Source organism: Flavobacterium crocinum, assembly GCF_003122385.1.
In the GTDB taxonomy this organism is placed as follows: Bacteria; Bacteroidota; Bacteroidia; order Flavobacteriales; family Flavobacteriaceae; genus Flavobacterium; species Flavobacterium crocinum.
The window spans coordinates 2,152,066-2,169,016 of record NZ_CP029255.1 but is presented as its reverse complement, the minus strand read 5'-3'; the positions used below and the strand labels follow the sequence as shown (position 1 = coordinate 2,169,016).

Below are 16,951 nucleotides of genomic sequence, written 5' to 3'. Positions count from 1 at the left end.
CTATATTTCTCAGGCTTTTCTTAATTTGTTAATTGATTAAAGATATTTCTTATATTCGTCATCACTAAATACCTTATCCGCTTATAATTTTAAAAACTGTTATACTTTTTTGAATTGTTTTTAGATACCTCCAAAAATGAAATTAATATGAAAAAAATGAGAATTCGTTTCGCTTTATTACTTTTTATTTGTTTTGTCTCTTCGGCATCATTTGCTCAATTATCATCTGCAAAAATTGATTCTTTAATGCTAAATACGCTCCAAAGATTTAAAGTTGCCGGAGCATCCATTGCGGTAGTTAAAGATGGAAAAATAATTCACTCGAAAGGTTATGGAGTTAATTCTGTTGAAACCAAAAAAGCCGTAGACGAATACACCAATTTTCAAATTGCATCCAATAGTAAAGCTTTTACAACAGCAGCTTTATCAATTTTAGAAGACGAAGGTAAATTGAAATGGACTGATAAGGTTAAAAATTATTTGCCCGAATTTAAAATGTATAACGATTATGTTACAGAGAATTTTAATATTCAGGATTTAGTAACGCATCGTAGCGGACTTGGATTAGGTGTTGGTGATTTGATGTTTTTCCCCGACGGAGCTAACTTTACAGTACAAGATGTGACAAAAAGTTTTCAGCATTTTAAACCTGTTTCTGCCTTTAGAACAAAATTTGACTATGATAATTTACTTTATATAATTGCCGGAGAAATAATCGCAAAAGTCAGCGGAATGTCTTATGAGCAATTTGTACAACAAAGAATTATAGCTCCCTTGCAGATGAATCATACCTTTGTTGGAAATCTTTTGAAAGACAAAACAAATCTGGCTGTACCACATTCTTCAGTATCCGGAACCATCAAAACAATCGAAGCTTATGATATAGGAATTGCAAGTGCCGCAGGAGGTATTTATTCCAACGTTGCTGACATGGCAAAATGGATGATTGTACGATTAAATAAAGGTAAGTATGGCGAAGATCTGAAATCGTCTTTGTTCTCTATAAAGAACCACGAAGAAATGTGGCGTCTGCACACCATTATGCCTGCTGATTCTGATCCGAGATATAATTCTCATTTTAATGGTTACGGTTTAGGATGGTTTTTATCAGATACAAAAGGAAATCTTAAAGTAGAACATACAGGCGGCCTTCCGGGAATGTTATCAAAAGTAACGTTGTTCCCTGATCTAAACTTGGGAATTGTGATTCTGACTAATACTGAAAACGGTGGCGGAGGTCTTTTTACCGCAGTATCAAATACTATTGAGGACAGCTATTTAGGCCTGGAGGATTATGGCTGGACAGATAAAGTAGCCCAATGGCTGAATGAAGATAAAACTGAAAGCGATGATGTAACCCAAAAAGTTTGGAAAAAAGTAGCTTCTGCAAAAAACATTAAAATTAAAAACGAAGACTTTATTGGTATTTACGAAGACAGCTGGTTTGGAAAAGCAGAAGTTTTTCTAAAAGATAAACAATTATGGATCAAATGTCTGCGTTCTCCAAAATTAAATGGTCCAATGGCTTTTTATAATGCCAACACCTTTGCCGTAAAATGGGAATACCAAGCCATGAATTGTGATGCTCTTGTTCTGTTTTCGCTTGACGAAACGGGTAAAGCTCAAGGCATTAAAATGAAAGGTATTGCTCCAAATATGGATTTTAGTTTTGATTTTCAGGATTTAGATTTCAAAAGAGTAGAGAAATAAAAAACTTATATCACTTTTAAGTTTCACAATAAAATCAGCTTCAGGGAAACGCGGAACTTTTTTTATCTTAAACTGATTTCAATTTTTGAAATATAATCTGCATTTACATCTAAGGTATGTTCTTTTAATTTTAAAACCTCTTCTAAAAAAGCTTCGGTTCTATTGATATAGAATTCAACAACGGTATCAATTTGTTTATTTGCTAAAATTTTTAAAGGATCAATTGTTAAAACGATTTTCCTGAAATTTCCTGAAATAATTTCTCTTTCATATAAAGATTTACTCAAAACCTTATCCAAATCCAATTGTTCAAAATCATTTGATCGAAAGAAAAATGGTTTCGATATTTCATTTCTATTGTTATGATTTACGGTAGTAAAAAAATTAGGTTCTACTTTGACAATCGCAATTTGTTTATCATGAGTTTTAAATTTTGAAATAAAACTCAAATTAGCATCGATAAAAATATGCTCCAAATCTAAAATTAGAATTGCATATAAAGCAGACACATCAAATGTTTCGAAAAAAGACTTTATATAATCTGTATCAAATACTTCAATAAAGACATTGTATTCTCTGTTACTTTTACTATTCGTTCTAATAAAAGGAATGTCTTTTTGTTCTGCAACAATCTTCTGGGATATTATGTTATATTTCAATCTCTTCATACCGCTTATTTTTTGAAAAGACATTTATTAAGCCAACATCAAATTTAATTAAACATTACCAGTTAATTAGAGTTTAGTTCGTTTATTGTCTTTTCATAGCTACAAAACGTAAAAGCAAAACTTAACATTGTTTTCTTACGAACCGACTTTATATTCGCAAATGTTTTTTATAAATTTGTAATCCTGTAATGAAACCCTTTTTTTTCAATACAAAATTGTGACTTTCACATCAATACCACAAAAACGCTGTACAATTTTTAAAAACAAATTATATTATAATTACTAATTCAACACAATGCTTAAAAAAAACAAACCCCAAGTTCTATTTTTTATTCTTTTCAATTTAATTTTCACTCTCAATTCTTTTGCTCAAAAAAGTATTTATGCAGGAATTGAAATTGGCCGAAGAGCAATTAAAGTTTCTGTTATTGATGTAAGTAACATAAAAAAAGCAGATTATAAAATTCTTTCTTTCTGGACTGAGAGAATTCCGTTTGCAGATCATATTGGTGCAAATGGACAACTTACTCCGGAAGACATCAACAAAACCAGTATTATTGTAGTAGATCAGTTGAAAAAAATCAGAACTGATTACAAAATGCTTGACGAAAATATCTTTATCGTTGCTGCTCCTGTTTTTGCATCTGCCCGCAACGTTGATGTTCTAAAAAATAAAATTGCGACTCTTACAAACAAAGAACTTGAAGTTCTTGACGTTAATGAAGAAGCAAAAACATTAGTAAAAGGTGCCATCCCTCCTGTTGATTATGCTAATGCATTTCTTCTTGATATTGGTGCTCAAACTACTAAAGGTGGTTATATCGACGAACTTAAAGACAATAAATTAGAGTTTATTCCTTTAGAACTTAGTTTTGGAACGATGACGCTTACCGATGCTGTAGAAAAAACAGTAGTAAACAAAAGTCAGGCAAATGATATGTCTGCTTATCAGGAAAAATCGTTTGACTATAACACCATCTTACGTAAAAAAACACAAGAACTATTTGATGCCAATCCGCTTTTGATGAAGAAAGATAAATTGTATTTATCTGGTGGAGCCGTTTGGGCTTTTTCTACTCTTTATTATGATGAAAACGTTAAAGACCATTACATTCCTTTGACATTACAAGATGCTGTAGATTACGATGCTATCTTAAAAAACAACTTTGGAAAGTTTACGAACCTTGCTAAAACGAATAAAGAAGCAGCAAGAGTTTTAAACACGTACGATCAAAAATATCTTATTTCGGCAAACAACATTTTAATTGCGTGTTTGGAAAGTATTCCAAATTTAGCGACCAAAAAAGTCTATTTCGTAAAAGAAGGACAGGTAACCTGGTTAATCTCTTATATTGCAGAGCGTTCTAAAAAAATTAATACTAATTTCTAAAAGTATTTCATTTAATAAATTATTAGAGCTTCAGAGAAATCTGGAGCTTTTTTTATTCTTTAAAATCCCAAAAACGCTTCTTAGTAATGAAACAGCTTTAAAAACAATTCAAACTATTCTACAACGCATGAGTTTGTCCGAAAGGTATTAGACAAAAACCGCTTCAGAGAAGCGAAATATTTATAGAAAAGAATAGATTTTTACAATATAAAGCTCCGGAGGAGCGACATATTTTTACAATTTTAATATATGTCGCTCCTCCGGAGCTTTTTTCATTTATCATTTGGGAATTCTATAAATATTTTCACCCCGCTGGGGGCTTTTCTTGGTGAAATATTTTTTATGAATATTTTTCCTTGTCAAAAAAGCTATTCTTTTGAGACAACCTCTTTTTATGCTTCTTGAACCAACATTTCCTGAACCAAATCCAACAATTCCATTTCATCTGTTGGAAATAAATGAAGTGCTTGTTCTAAAATCAATCCAATATCAATCACTTTGTTTTTACCATTATCTTGTTCTAATGCCAAAATACAAAGCTTTAACATATTGGTAATAACACAGCCAAGCTCTGAATAATTCAACATTTTGATTTCTGCACTAGGAGAATTTTTAGCAGAAAACTTTAGTGTATTTAAATATCGAGCAGATAATTTTCTAATTTCTTCTAACTTTTTCACTTCATTCATTTCCATAATATTATTTTTTATAGTTATCATAAATGATAACCAAGTAAGGCAAATATGTAACAAAATTTGAATTATCATAAAAGATAATTTATTTTGAACGATACCATACAACAAAAAGTCGGAAAACGAATTCAGGAAATCAGAATCCAGAAAAATCTTTCTCAGCAAGATTTAGCATCAAAATGTAATTTTGAAAAAAGTAATATGTCGCGACTGGAAAAAGGAAATGTCAATGCAACGCTCTCAACTTTAGAAAAAGTATGTAACGCATTACAGATAGATTTTACTGAACTATTTAAATTTTAAAAAAACACCAATGCTACCAAAAGTCTACATATTCGGAAATGGCAACCTCAGCTTTAATGATTATATGTTCTATTATAAAAATGCAATTGATAAATTATTAGAAATGGATAATGCCCATTTTGTAGTTTGCGATTTTAAAGGTGTAGACACTTTAACAATGGAAGTTTTGAAATGTGCAACTCCAAATGTAACCGTCTTACACATTGGAGAAAAACCACGTTACGCGCCCGACAAATACAAAACAAAAGCAAGTCAATGGAAGTTTATTGGAGGATTTCAATCTGATGCAGAAAGAGATGCTATGGCAATAAACATGTGTACGCACTTTCTCGCCCATGACATCAACTCCAACGAAAACAGAAAAAGTGGTACATTAACCAATATCGAAAATTGTCTGAAAGAAAATAAAATTCGCTTTAATCAGGAATAATCTACAAAACTATTTCTCCTAAAAATGCAACTTAGTAGACTGCTTAATATAACTCATTACAAAAGAACTCTGCACTTTACTAATATTCGGAATATTAGATAATTTTCGAATAAAATCATTAAATGCTTCCGGATCTTTTACCACAACTTTCAGCACATAATCGAAGATACCACCTGTTATATAACCTTCTACGACCTCATCTAATTCTGAAACTTGTCTTGAAAATTCTTCGACCAATTCTAAACGCTGACTTGTTAAAGAAAGATTTATAATTACAGTGAAATTCAATCCTACTTTTTTCGGGTCGATTATCGCGACATAATCTTTGATGTAACCTTCATTTTCGAGTTTTTTTATTCGGTCGTAAACAGAAGTTCGCGACATATTCAGTCTTTCGGTTAAATCTGTAATATCGAATCTGGCATTTTGCTGAAGGATTCGAAGTAGCTCTATTTCTTGTTTGCTTAATTCCTGCATCGGATTTTTTCCAGTTAAAGTATAAAAAATAATTCATTTTAGGACAAAAAACATAAAAAAAATCAGTTTAAAGAATTAAATACATATTTAATTTAAAAATTTCGTTCATAATTCCACAATAAATACTTTTGACGGTACAAAACATATTTTTAGAATACAGAATGAACAAATATATTATTATTGTCGCTTTGGGCGCTTTGAGTTTCGGAATGTTGTCTTCTTTTGCTAAAATCGCTTACGGAGAAGGTTACAGTCCGGCTGAAATTACCTTAACCCAGGCACTTATTGGAACATTAATTTTATGGTCGATTGCGATTTTCAAAAAGCTAAAAAATGGTCAGAAACTGGCTTTAGACTGGAAATTGCTTTTAGCAGGAACTACAATGGGTTCTTCTGCTTACAGTTATTATTTGTCTGTTTCTTATATTCCGGCTTCTCTGGCAATTGTCTTATTAATGCAGATAACCTGGCTAAGTATTTTGGTTGAATGGATCGTTTTTAAGAAAAAACCAAGTACCGTTGAAGTTGGCTCTTCTTTATTGGTCATTTTAGGAACAATTCTGGCAGGTGATCTTTTAGACTTAAATAATGCTACTATTTCTTTTACAGGAATTCTTTTAAGCTTGTTATCGGCAATACTTTATACACTTTATATTGTTTTTACGAGCAAAATCGGAAAGAAAATCCCAATGTTCGAAAAAAGCGCTTTAATGACCAGCGGGTCTGCTATGATTATATTTTTAATCAACTGCGAAGCTATCACTTCAAGTACCCATTTGGATTTTGGATTATTGCAATGGGGAACTTTTTTAGCCGTTTTCGGAACTGTAATTCCTCCTATTTGTTTTAGTTTCGGAATGCCTAAAATTGGTGCTGGATTAAGTTCTGTTCTGCTGACTTTAGAATTACCTGCCGCGGTTTTCTGTGCTCATATTATTCTGGGTGAAAAAGTAACTTTACTACAGCTTTTAGGAATTGCCATAATGCTTGGCGCGATTATTTACTTAAATATTTCGAAAGCCAAAAAGGAAAAAGTAATTCAAAACGAAACAGTTGCATGCTAAAAACCACAACATTTTATAAAAATCCAAAGCCTTTATAAATTGTCATTTTTAGGTTGCAATGTGCACAAAAAGCAAATCGATCTTAAAACTAATTCCACTAATTTTCACAAATTTATATAAATAAGTACTTATTGAAATTAATTTCACTAGTCTGAATTCGTGCTAATTGGTGTAATTCGTTTTGAATCTTAGACTTATGTAAAAACAACAGTACTTTTAGGCTGCTTTCTTTACCCGTCGTTTTTTCTTCTCTAATAATTCAAGATTATTCTCGGCACATAGAATATTTTCTGTTGTACCATTTTTTTGAATTTCAATCAGATAATGAAAATCTATCTGTTTGGAAGTAGATTTTATTATCAGCCCTTTTTTGAAATCCATTTTTCTTTCTATCACTTTTGCCTCATAAGACCTCCCACTCAATGCCGTGTAGGAGACATCTTGTCCTTTTACAAATTTCATCGTTTTAGCTATTCGGTTTATAAAGTATTCGCTAATACTAGTAAGCCTTTTTACAGACAAAAATCAATTGTTAAGGGGGATAACCGATTTTTTTCTTACTGAGGCGCAATATAAAAAGTTTGAAAAACCCGAAAACAGGTATTTATACCTGTTTTCATATCTGGAAACGTTAAAATTTTTAAGCTCCAATTTCTAGCAGATTCAAATTTGGTACAATTTGGAACAGCTGGTTTCCAGTCATTTTTTGATCAATTGAGTAGTTTTGAAGGAATGAATTTTCATTTCCAAAACAAAAAAATAAGATCAAAATGGTACACAAAAGAGTAATGGAGAAACTGGCGATCTTAGCGGATGCAGCCAAATATGATGTTTCCTGTTCTTCCAGTCAAAGCACCCGAAAGAACAAAGACAAAGGTTTGGGTGACACCGGACACGGAATTTGTCATGCTTATACGGAAGACGGACGCTGTGTTTCACTGCTAAAAATTCTACTAACCAATCATTGCATTTTTGACTGCGCGTATTGTGTTAGCCGAAAAAGTAACGACATTAAACGCGCTGCTTTTACAGTTCAGGAAGTCGTAGATCTTACCATTGGTTTTTACAGAAGAAATTACATTGAAGGCTTATTTTTGAGTTCGGGGATTTTTGATAATCCTGATTTTACTATGGAACGTCTAGTACGAATTGTAAAAAAATTACGACTCGAAGAAAATTTCAACGGTTATATTCATTTAAAAGCCATTCCGGGCGCAAGTGAAGAACTTTTAAAAGAAGCCGGATTATATGCCGATCGTTTAAGTGTAAATGTAGAAATGCCGACAGAAAAAAGCCTAAAACTGCTTGCTCCTGACAAAAATCACAAAGACGTGATTCAACCGATGGAATATCTTAAAAATGAAATTGCGGGTTATAAAGAAGAAAAAAAATCCAACTACAAAGCACCTTTATTTGCTCCTGCCGGACAAAGCACACAAATGGTCATTGGCGCTACTCAGGAAAATGATCTTGAAATTCTGGGAATGGCCAATTATTTCTACGATACCATGCAGATGAAACGGGTTTATTATTCGGGTTATGTTCCAATAAGTTATGACAACAGACTGCCTGCCATTGGAACTCCGGTTCCCATGATTCGGGAAAATCGTTTGTATCAGGCCGATTGGTTAATGCGTTTTTACGGATTTAAGGTCAATGAAATTGTTGGTTTTGACCAACCGAATCTTGATTTGGATATTGACCCAAAATTAGGATGGGCATTGCGAAATCTAAATCAGTTTCCAGTTGATATTAATACTGCGGATTTAGAACTGATTCTGAGAATTCCAGGAATTGGAGTTTTGAGCGCCAAGAAAATTGTTGCTGCCAGAAAGTTTAAAAAATTACAGGCAACCGATTTACAAAAATTAGGAATTGCATACAGCCGTTCCAAATATTTTCTGGCTTTTGCTTCTCCTTTTCAACTTCGAAAAGATCTGACTTCGGCTCAGATCAAAGAGCATATTTTGAATTTTCAAAAGAGCAAATACCAAAATAATTTCTCCAATCAGCTGGCTTTATTTTAATCAAAATGACACAAATAATTTACGATGGAAGTTATGAAGGCTGGCTTACGGCTGTTTTTGAAATCTATGAATACAAATTCAAAGATGTCGCTTTCGCTAAAGACGAAACTTCGACTGCTTTGCTTTTTTGCAATAAACATTTTGTAGATACAGATCATGCAAAAGCCGATCGTGTTTTGAATGGTCTTCAAAAACGCCTTTCCAACAGCGGATTTTCGAATTTGTATTATGCTTTTTTATCTGAAATGAATCAGATTGAAGAAACCCTGTTTCGATATGTACAATATGTTTTGGCAAGTCGAATTAATATCGAACAGGATTTCAGCAATAGTAGTGTTTTAAATGTGCAAAAAGCAATGCAATTAACGGGTAAAGAAAGCCACAGAATGAAAGCTTTTGTTCGTTTCAAGCTGACTAAAGACAATTTGTATTATGCCATTGTAGAGCCAGATTGCAATGTATTGCCTCTGATAGAAAATCATTTTAAAAATCGTTACGCCGACCAACGCTGGTTAATTTACGATGCTAAACGCAAATACGGAATTTACTATGATCTCGAAAATGTATCAACAGTAGAAATGCAGTTTGACGCCAACTCTTCTTCCTCTAAATTCCTTGCGGAAATATGTGATGATAACGAAGAGTTCTTTCAGAGTTTATGGCGTAATTATTTTAAAAGTGTCAACATTGAATCACGCAAAAACACAAAACTCCACATCCAACACATGCCAAAAAGATACTGGAAGAATCTGACTGAAAAGATTCCTGATTTGAAAAGCAGAAAATAATTATTTCTCTTTAAACATTTTTTTTTGAATGAACTTAGTAAAAATCTATGGAATCAGACACGGATGATACCGATTCGCTAACGCGAAGACGCGGATTAAAACGGATTTTTTTATTAATCTATCTAAATTTAATAGCCATAAATCTGTTTTAATCCGTGTCTTTACGAAGTAAATCCGTTTTATCCGCGTTACCAATATGCTTTATACTGAATTATTAATGTTTAGTGTATAATCAATATTTTATTTACTTTTTCGAAGTGCATCCAGCAATTCCGCCAAATCAACAACCCCGTAAGTTGAACAATAATCTGAAACGGCATAAGGCAAAATCAAACTGTTATTGTGAATTATAGCACCGCAGGAATACACTACATTGGGCACATAACCTTCGCGTTCGTCTTCCAACGGAGCGAGTAATGGTTCTGTAAGTCTTCCTATTTCTTTAGACGGATCTTCCAAATCAAATAAAGAAGCTCCAATACAATAACGTCGCATTGTTCCAACTCCATGTGTAATTACCAGCCAGCCTTCTTCTGTCCAAAGCGGTGAACCACAATTTCCTATCTGCGTTAATTCCCACGTAAAACGAGGTTCCTGCAGCAAAATCGGTGTATTCCATTGTGTTGCTCTGTCAGAATACATAATGTAATTGTTTACACCATCGATTCTCGCCAGCATAGCATATTTGCCTTTAATTTTTCGTGGAAACAAAGCCAGATTTTTATTCTGTGCTCCTTCTCCATGAAGCGGCATTACTCTAAAGCTATAGAAATCTTCGGTAGAAATTAATTTTGGTAAAATCGTATGTCCATTATAAGCTGTATAAGTTGCCATAATGCGAACCGAATCATCGTCATCAACAAAACGAACAAAACGGGCGTCTTCAATTCCACGGCTTTCAGAATCGGAAATTGGGAAAATAACACGTTCCGTGATATCCGAATCATGTTTGAACTGTAAATCGTAAAATGAATTGGCGAGCCATAATATTTCCTGTAAAGCTGTTTTTCTTTCCTCTCTGATGGCTGGATCGCTCAGCGCTTCTGTCAGCAAATTTTTAAGTACGGCAAACTCAAATTCATCCGGAAGATCGTGCATAATTTGTTCGATATACTTATCTGTAGTATGCATTTCTGCCAATTTTGTTAGAAATCTTTCTTTATTGAATAAGGTCTTATGTTCGATTTCGGCCTTATCAATATGATTTCCAATTTTCATAATATGCAGGTCATTATTTCTATCGAGAATTCCTCTTCTAAAAACAATCGATGAAATATGCCCTTCTCCCGTAGCTCTGAACGAAATCACGACACGTTTTTCGCCTGCCTCCAAGCCCGTCTGATCAAAATCTTCTACAATTGAGGGATTAAAAATCGCAGCCGATTCGATTGCATATTCCATTGTACAATAAGAACCAATTAGCATTTTACGATCAAGAGACATGCCTTCATAATCAATTTTCATTTCCTCGATTATAGGCCTTATTCTTTCGCAATGTTTAAAGAAAACTGTCGAAATATTTCTATGACGTCTGGCGAACTCACGAAGCGTTTGTTCTAAAGTCTGTGATACTTGTTTTTCGTCGAGCATCATGATCCGAAGCACCATTTGCTGGGTTCTTTCGTGCCCATTCATAAAATATCGGGCAACTACTCTTCTGGAATCTGGTGTAAATTTTATGTTTTTTCGAACTACTGATACGCGCATAGTGGTATTTTTTAGGATATTTAATATAGGTGAATCATTTATTCTATAACAAGTTAATCATTTTGTTAAAGAAAAAGGCTTAATTTTTATTAAACTTTAACTTTTGAAATGCTATTTATAAAGATTGTATTCTTCTAAACATTCTCTTAAAAATCTTTAAAAGAGTTTCACGCAGATTTAAAAAAGATTTGAGCAGATAAAAGCAGATTATTATAAACCCATTAAGTAATTTTAAAAAAATATTAAACACATAGAAGCATAGTTATTTGCTTCCCTAAAAAGGAGACAAAAAGAAACTAGTTTCTAACACATAGTTTGCTATGTGTATTGATGCGAATGAAATGCCTTTAACGGCTATAAAATCTATCTCTTAAGTTATGTTAAAACAATTAAATCCAAGAGATTATTGAAATCAAAATCTGCTGAATCTGCCCAAATCTGTAAAATCTGCGTGAAAAAATTTTAAACTTTTTTTTTATTTTCGTCATCAAACTGCCAATCCTAAAACATGAAGAACAACGTAAAAATTTTGAGAGAAAACCAAAACATGACTCAAAATGAACTGGCCGAAAAATCGGGACTTTCGTTAAGAACAATCCAGAGAATCGAAGCCGGAAGTATTCTAAAAGGATTTACACTCAAAACTCTTGCTCAGTCTCTGGAAACAGAACCGGAAAACCTCATCAAAAAGAAAAATGAAAAAAGCGAAGTAGAAAGAGCCAAAATCATCAATCTTTCAGCTTTAATGGGACTTATTATTCCGTTTGGAAGTATCATTTTTCCTTTAATTTTAACTTACAAAACCAAAGATCATAAAAACCGTGAATTAGGAAAACAAATCATCACCATTCAAATTTTTCTAAGTCTTATACTTTCCTTTTTATTGATTCTAAGTCCGTTTATTCAACGTGCTTTTTTGATAAAATTTCCTCTTTTTCTTATTCCGTTAATTACAATTCTGGGTTTGAAACTGGTAATTGTAGTTCTGAATGGCATTAGTCTGAATCAAGACCAAACATTAGCTATCAAACTAAAACACAACTTCTTATAACCAGAGTCATAAAACTGACGTAAAAATGTCGCATTGTTTTTGCACGAAAATCGGAAGCTAAATCCGAATGTTGCAAAAAAAATCAATCATGAAACTATTTAAGAAAGTTGCCGTTATTATTTTAACGATTATCGTTTTATCCTTATTAGGAGGATATTTTTATTTCCAAAACAAATTCGCACCGCCGGAGAATTATCTGAACGTTTCAGGAACAGCAGAAAATATTGCAATAAAATGGATTTCGAGTAATGAAAATCAGCATGAAGCTTTACTGATCCCGGTACAAATTAACGGAATCGACAAAACCTTTTATATGCAGTTTGATTCCGGTTCGCCAATTACTGTTTTTTATAAAAAATCATTAGAATCAATTTCTGAAAAATTTCCGAATCCAATCAAAACTGATTCCGAAAAGAAACAAATTTCAACTGCTTTTACAATTGGAAATATGAAGATTAATTCGACTACTTTTCAGGTTTTAAACTATGGAAGTAATGTTGATTTTGATAATCTAAATGCAGAAAATATAATTGGCACAATTGGAACTGATTTACTCGAAAAACGAATCACTATTTTAGATTTTAAAAACAATAAATGTTCTTTTCTTGAGCAGATAAAAGAAAAAGATTTTACCGCTTTTGAATTCAAAAAACGTAAAATACTGATTCCGTCAAAAATTGAAAATCAGGAATTGAAACTGCTATATGATACCGGAAGTAGCGGTTACGAATTGATTACACAAAAGGAAATCTGGAAACAATACAAAATCAAAAATAGTCCGCTGAAAATCGAAAAAGGAAATTCCTGGGGAAATATGCTGGATGTTTATTCCGCTTCCGCGAAAAAGAAAATACAGTTTGGAAATCTAGTCTTAGACCTTTCTGAAGTTACTTATATCGAAGGCACTTCTGAACTTCAAAAATTTTTAATGAAACGTTCCGGAATGCAGGGAATGATTGGGAATAAACTTTTCCTCCATCACAAACTCGTTCTGGATTGTAAAAACGAAAAATACAAACTGGAATAAAAGTAGTTTTCTTTCTATAAAATAAAGTTTAAGAGTTGATATCAATAATACTTTTGACGTTTTGTATAAACGTTTCGGTGTCTTTGATTTCCTGTTTGATGGACAAATGATGATCTGCCAAATTGTATTGATCCAGCATGTCTTTTTTAAGATATTTAATCATGGATTCGATACTTCTCGTATCATTTTCACCTTGTCTGTTTAACTCACGCTGTTTGCTTTGTAAGTAATCTAAAGTTTCTTTTAATCTCTGAACGTTTAATTTTCCTGTCATGTAGTATTCTTAAAATTCATAAAAAATAGTAGCCAGAAATGCGGTAAGATTCAGTATGTTCCAAAAACTAATTATCATTCGAATTTACCTCATTCCCGACCACTATCTTCCCACACTTACGTTCAAATTGACCATTTGGTTTTAAGCTAAATTATTTTTTTTTATCATTTTTAAAACTCTACAAACAAAGCATTGAAATACAACAAATTACACTCAACTTTTATTTTATTTTTTCAGAGAATTCTAAAAGAATGACAAAGATTACAAAGCTTTTTTGAAGTAAAAAAGATAACTTACAGAACCTCAAAACGTTACCAAAAACTATATAAAATTGTGAATATCTATTTCGATATTTAACTATTTATTTTGCAGTATGATTTATCTTTGGCATCCTTAAAATTTAGAAGAAAATGAGCGCAATTTGGTACGAATGCAAAGTAAAATATAGAAAAACAGACGAAACCGGCGGACAAAAAGTTTTAACCGAACCTTATTTGGTCGATGCTTTGTCTTATACAGAAGCAGAAAAAAGAATGACCGAAGAAATGGCCGCTTATACTAGTGAAGAATTTAAAATCACAGCTATAAAAGTAGCAAATTATGCCGAAATTCATCCTTTTGAAAATGCTGACAGATGGTTCAAGTCTAAAATTACATTAATTGCTTATGATGAAGAAAGCGGCAAGGAAAGAAAAACGAGTATGTATATGCTTGTTCAGGCAAACGATGTTCGCGAAGCTTACGACAACACACTTCACATAATGAAAAATACAATGGGTGAATATTCTATTCCATCTATTTCAGAAACACCAATTATGGATGTTTTCCCTTATTTCAGTGGTGAAGAAGGAGAAACTGAAATGCTGGAAAGATTTAATGCCCTAAAAGCTTCAAAACCAGATAAACCAGAAGTCGAAATGATCGACCACATGGAATTTGAAACGGCAACAGAGGAATAAAATTCAACAAAAGCTTCAGAGCAATCTGGAGCTTTTTTGTTTTATATTTAAACACATAGAAAAATAGAATTTACTTTACGTTAAAAGGCATTTCACTTGCATAAATGCACCTAGTCTAAATGCTAAAAATTTCTTGACGAAATTCTGCCGGTTTTCAAATAACAAACTCAGATTCAGCCTTTCAATCAAAATAAATTTTATATTCGTTATACTTTTAACTGAAACCAAACCACTTACGCTTAAAACCAAAAACTTCATGAACAAAAAGACACTGATTTTAATTGGGTTTATACTTCTAAAATTTGTTTTACAATATGTTTTAATTAGTCCTGAATATGATTTACAACGAGACGAATACCTGCATCTGGATCAGGCGCATCACTTGGCGTGGGGATATTTATCGGTTCCACCTGTAACTTCCTGGTTTTCGTGTCTTATTTTAGTACTGGGTAATTCGGTTTTCTGGATTAAGTTCTTCCCTGCCCTTTTTGGTGCTTTGACACTTTTGGTTGTCTGGAAAACTATTGAGCTTTTAAAAGGAAATCTTTATGCTCTAATTCTTGGCGCATTGGGCATTGTTTTTTCTTCTTTGTTGCGTCTTAATATGCTTTATCAGCCAAACTCACTTGACGTTTTGTGCTGGACGCTATTTTATTATATTCTGATTCAGTACATCACTTCAGAAAAAAACAACTGGCTCTATTTAGGCGCTTTTGTTTTTGCATTTGGTTTTCTGAATAAATACAACATTTTGTTTTTGTTACTGGGATTAATTCCTGCTATTTTACTTTCGAATCAGCGAAAAATATTAGTTAAAAAAGAACTCTATTTTGCTTTGATTATGGGATTTCTTTTTATAATTCCGAATCTTTTATGGCAGTACAGAAATCACTTTCCGATAGTGCATCATATGAAAGAACTGGCAGAAACACAGTTGGTGAATGTTGAACGAGCAGGATTCTTAAAAGAACAGGTTTTATTTTTTATTGGAAGTTTTTTTGTAATTCTGGCTTCTTTGTATGCGTTGTTATTTTACAAACCATTTGAGAAATACCGATTCTTTTTTGGTTCGATCATTTTCACTTTGGTTATCTTTTTGTACTTCAAAGCGAAATCTTATTATGCCATTGGCTTGTATCCCATATACATTGCTTTCGGGTCAGTATTTCTTTCAGACGTTTTACAGAATGGATGGAAACGCTTTTTAAAACCTGTATTTATTGCGCTTCCATTGTTGTTTTTTATTCCGATGTATTTCATGGCTTTTCCGAATAGAAGTCCGGAACAATTGGTTGCCGAAAAATTAGAAACACACCGTTGGGAAGACGGAAAAGAACACGACTTAGCACAAGATTTTGCCGATATGCTGGGCTGGAAAGAACTTGCCCGCAAAACTGATTCGATTTATGCTTTGTTTCCAAAAACAGAAAATACTTTGGTACTTTGCGACAATTACGGTCAGGCCGGAGCTATAAATTATTATACCAAAAAAGGAATTAAAGCCGTTTCTTTCAATGCCGATTATGTGAATTGGTTTGATTTGAATGTGTACTACAAAAACTTAATTCGCGTTAAAAATTTTGAAGAAAACAGTGACGAATTTAAAACAACAAGCCCGTTTTTTGAAAAGGCTTTTGTTGGGGGGCAGATTACCAATAAATATGCGAGAGAATACGGAACGACTATTTTTGTTTTTACGAATGCCAAAGTCAATATCAACAAAAGATTAGAGCAGGAAATTGCCAAAGAAAAAAATTATAAGGATTAACAAAATGACCGATTTCAAGAATTTAGCGTATTTAAAAACAGGAAATCAAAAACAACAATTGGCTTTTGAGGTTTTGACGAAATACAAAGTTTTAGAAAGTTTAGCTGATTTTGATCCTATTCTCGTAGGAACTATTCCAATACATATTGATATTGAAAACAGTGATCTTGATATTATTTGTTACTGGAAAAACAAACTGGATTTTATTGAGATAGTTAAGCAACTTTTTGGAAAAGAAATGAATTTTACAATCAGGGAAGTTTTGATTGATGATCGGGAATCGGTTGTTGCAAACTTCTTTCTTGACGTTTTTGAAATAGAAATCTTTGGACAGAATATTCCAACCGAACTTCAAAATGGATATAAACACATGGTTATTGAAAATAAAATCCTACTTTCAAAAGACCAAAATTTTCGATTGGAAATTATCAGACTCAAAGAAAAAGGGATAAAAACCGAACCCGCATTCGGCTTATTATTAGGCTTAAAGGGGAATGTTTACCAGGAATTACTGGATTTTGAAATCTAGAAAAAACAGCACTTCTCAAAAATATAAAAAATAAAGTACAAAAATTGTTTGCATAACCGTATTTAGTGTGTATCTTTGCACCCGAAA

The 16,951-nt window shown here is 32.6% G+C and carries 18 protein-coding genes; 12 read left to right on the top strand and 6 right to left on the bottom strand.

Annotated features, from left to right (window positions below; translation table 11 throughout):
* Positions 1-147 precede the first annotated feature (147 nt).
* A complete protein-coding gene (locus HYN56_RS09970) occupies positions 148-1,710 on the top strand; it encodes a serine hydrolase (RefSeq protein ID WP_167398293.1) in 1,563 nt (520 codons plus the stop codon).
* Positions 1,711-1,772: 62 nt separating this feature from the next.
* Here HYN56_RS09970 and HYN56_RS09965 read toward each other — a convergent pair whose 3' ends face one another.
* A complete protein-coding gene (locus tag HYN56_RS09965; protein ID WP_146194583.1) occupies positions 1,773-2,378 on the bottom strand; it encodes a hypothetical protein in 606 nt (201 codons plus the stop codon).
* A 295-nt stretch (positions 2,379-2,673) separates the two neighbouring features.
* Here HYN56_RS09965 and HYN56_RS09960 point away from each other — a divergent pair, with 295 nt between their 5' ends.
* Positions 2,674-3,768, top strand: coding sequence for a Ppx/GppA phosphatase family protein (locus tag HYN56_RS09960; RefSeq protein ID WP_109192035.1), 1,095 nt, complete (start codon positions 2,674-2,676; stop codon positions 3,766-3,768).
* A 392-nt stretch (positions 3,769-4,160) separates the two neighbouring features.
* Here the strand turns inward: HYN56_RS09960 and HYN56_RS09955 are convergent, their stop codons facing one another.
* Positions 4,161-4,463 carry a hypothetical protein gene (locus HYN56_RS09955; protein WP_109194769.1) on the bottom strand — a complete coding sequence of 101 codons (303 nt, stop codon included), beginning with the start codon at positions 4,461-4,463 and terminating at the stop codon, positions 4,161-4,163.
* 87 nt (positions 4,464-4,550) lie between these two features.
* Here HYN56_RS09955 and HYN56_RS09950 point away from each other — a divergent pair, with 87 nt between their 5' ends.
* Together HYN56_RS09950 and HYN56_RS09945 are read left to right on the top strand one after the other, a co-directional pair.
* Positions 4,551-4,763 (top strand): helix-turn-helix domain-containing protein, encoded by a 213-nt coding sequence (locus HYN56_RS09950; protein WP_109192034.1) that lies wholly within the window; start codon positions 4,551-4,553, stop codon positions 4,761-4,763.
* Between the two features lie 10 nt (positions 4,764-4,773).
* Positions 4,774-5,193 (top strand): VHS/ENTH/ANTH domain-containing protein, encoded by a 420-nt coding sequence (locus tag HYN56_RS09945; protein ID WP_109192033.1) that lies wholly within the window; start codon positions 4,774-4,776, stop codon positions 5,191-5,193.
* 18 nt (positions 5,194-5,211) lie between these two features.
* Here the strand turns inward: HYN56_RS09945 and HYN56_RS09940 are convergent, their stop codons facing one another.
* Entirely contained in the window at positions 5,212-5,670 is a 459-nt protein-coding gene (locus tag HYN56_RS09940; RefSeq protein ID WP_109192032.1) for an Lrp/AsnC family transcriptional regulator, read from the bottom strand.
* Between the two features lie 161 nt (positions 5,671-5,831).
* On the opposite strand from HYN56_RS09940, the gene HYN56_RS09935 reads away from it, so the two are divergent.
* A complete protein-coding gene (locus HYN56_RS09935; RefSeq protein WP_109192031.1) occupies positions 5,832-6,734 on the top strand; it encodes an EamA family transporter in 903 nt (300 codons plus the stop codon).
* 216 nt (positions 6,735-6,950) lie between these two features.
* On the opposite strand, the gene HYN56_RS09930 is transcribed toward HYN56_RS09935, so the two are convergent.
* On the bottom strand, positions 6,951-7,196 hold the full coding sequence (locus HYN56_RS09930) for a hypothetical protein (RefSeq protein WP_109192030.1): 246 nt from the start codon (positions 7,194-7,196) through the stop codon (positions 6,951-6,953).
* A 308-nt stretch (positions 7,197-7,504) separates the two neighbouring features.
* On the opposite strand from HYN56_RS09930, the gene HYN56_RS09925 reads away from it, so the two are divergent.
* Together HYN56_RS09925 and HYN56_RS09920 are read left to right on the top strand one after the other, a co-directional pair.
* Positions 7,505-8,761 (top strand): putative DNA modification/repair radical SAM protein, encoded by a 1,257-nt coding sequence (locus HYN56_RS09925; RefSeq protein WP_109192029.1) that lies wholly within the window; start codon positions 7,505-7,507, stop codon positions 8,759-8,761.
* Positions 8,762-8,766: 5 nt separating this feature from the next.
* Positions 8,767-9,549 (top strand): TIGR03915 family putative DNA repair protein, encoded by a 783-nt coding sequence (locus HYN56_RS09920; RefSeq protein WP_109192028.1) that lies wholly within the window; start codon positions 8,767-8,769, stop codon positions 9,547-9,549.
* Positions 9,550-9,789: 240 nt separating this feature from the next.
* Here the strand turns inward: HYN56_RS09920 and HYN56_RS09915 are convergent, their stop codons facing one another.
* Positions 9,790-11,256 carry a glycoside hydrolase family 130 protein gene (locus tag HYN56_RS09915; RefSeq protein WP_109192027.1) on the bottom strand — a complete coding sequence of 489 codons (1,467 nt, stop codon included), beginning with the start codon at positions 11,254-11,256 and terminating at the stop codon, positions 9,790-9,792.
* 508 nt (positions 11,257-11,764) lie between these two features.
* On the opposite strand from HYN56_RS09915, the gene HYN56_RS09910 reads away from it, so the two are divergent.
* Both HYN56_RS09910 and HYN56_RS09905 read left to right on the top strand, forming a co-directional pair.
* A complete protein-coding gene (locus tag HYN56_RS09910) occupies positions 11,765-12,307 on the top strand; it encodes a helix-turn-helix domain-containing protein (protein WP_109192026.1) in 543 nt (180 codons plus the stop codon).
* An 88-nt stretch (positions 12,308-12,395) separates the two neighbouring features.
* Positions 12,396-13,334, top strand: a complete 939-nt coding sequence (locus HYN56_RS09905; protein ID WP_109194768.1) for a hypothetical protein — start codon at positions 12,396-12,398, stop codon at positions 13,332-13,334.
* A 28-nt stretch (positions 13,335-13,362) separates the two neighbouring features.
* Here HYN56_RS09905 and HYN56_RS09900 read toward each other — a convergent pair whose 3' ends face one another.
* On the bottom strand, positions 13,363-13,608 hold the full coding sequence (locus HYN56_RS09900) for a hypothetical protein (RefSeq protein ID WP_109192025.1): 246 nt from the start codon (positions 13,606-13,608) through the stop codon (positions 13,363-13,365).
* A 410-nt stretch (positions 13,609-14,018) separates the two neighbouring features.
* On the opposite strand from HYN56_RS09900, the gene HYN56_RS09895 reads away from it, so the two are divergent.
* The 3 genes from HYN56_RS09895 (at position 14,019) to HYN56_RS09880 (ending at position 16,864) form a co-directional block, all read left to right on the top strand.
* Entirely contained in the window at positions 14,019-14,567 is a 549-nt protein-coding gene (locus HYN56_RS09895) for a DUF4494 domain-containing protein (protein WP_109192024.1), read from the top strand.
* A gap of 256 nt (positions 14,568-14,823) precedes the next feature.
* Positions 14,824-16,335: a glycosyltransferase family 39 protein gene (locus HYN56_RS09885; RefSeq protein ID WP_109192022.1), complete on the top strand. Its 1,512-nt coding sequence runs from the start codon at positions 14,824-14,826 to the stop codon at positions 16,333-16,335.
* A 4-nt stretch (positions 16,336-16,339) separates the two neighbouring features.
* Complete coding sequence (locus tag HYN56_RS09880; protein WP_109192021.1) at positions 16,340-16,864, top strand: DUF4269 domain-containing protein; 525 nt, start codon at positions 16,340-16,342, stop codon at positions 16,862-16,864.
* Positions 16,865-16,951: the final 87 nt, after the last annotated feature.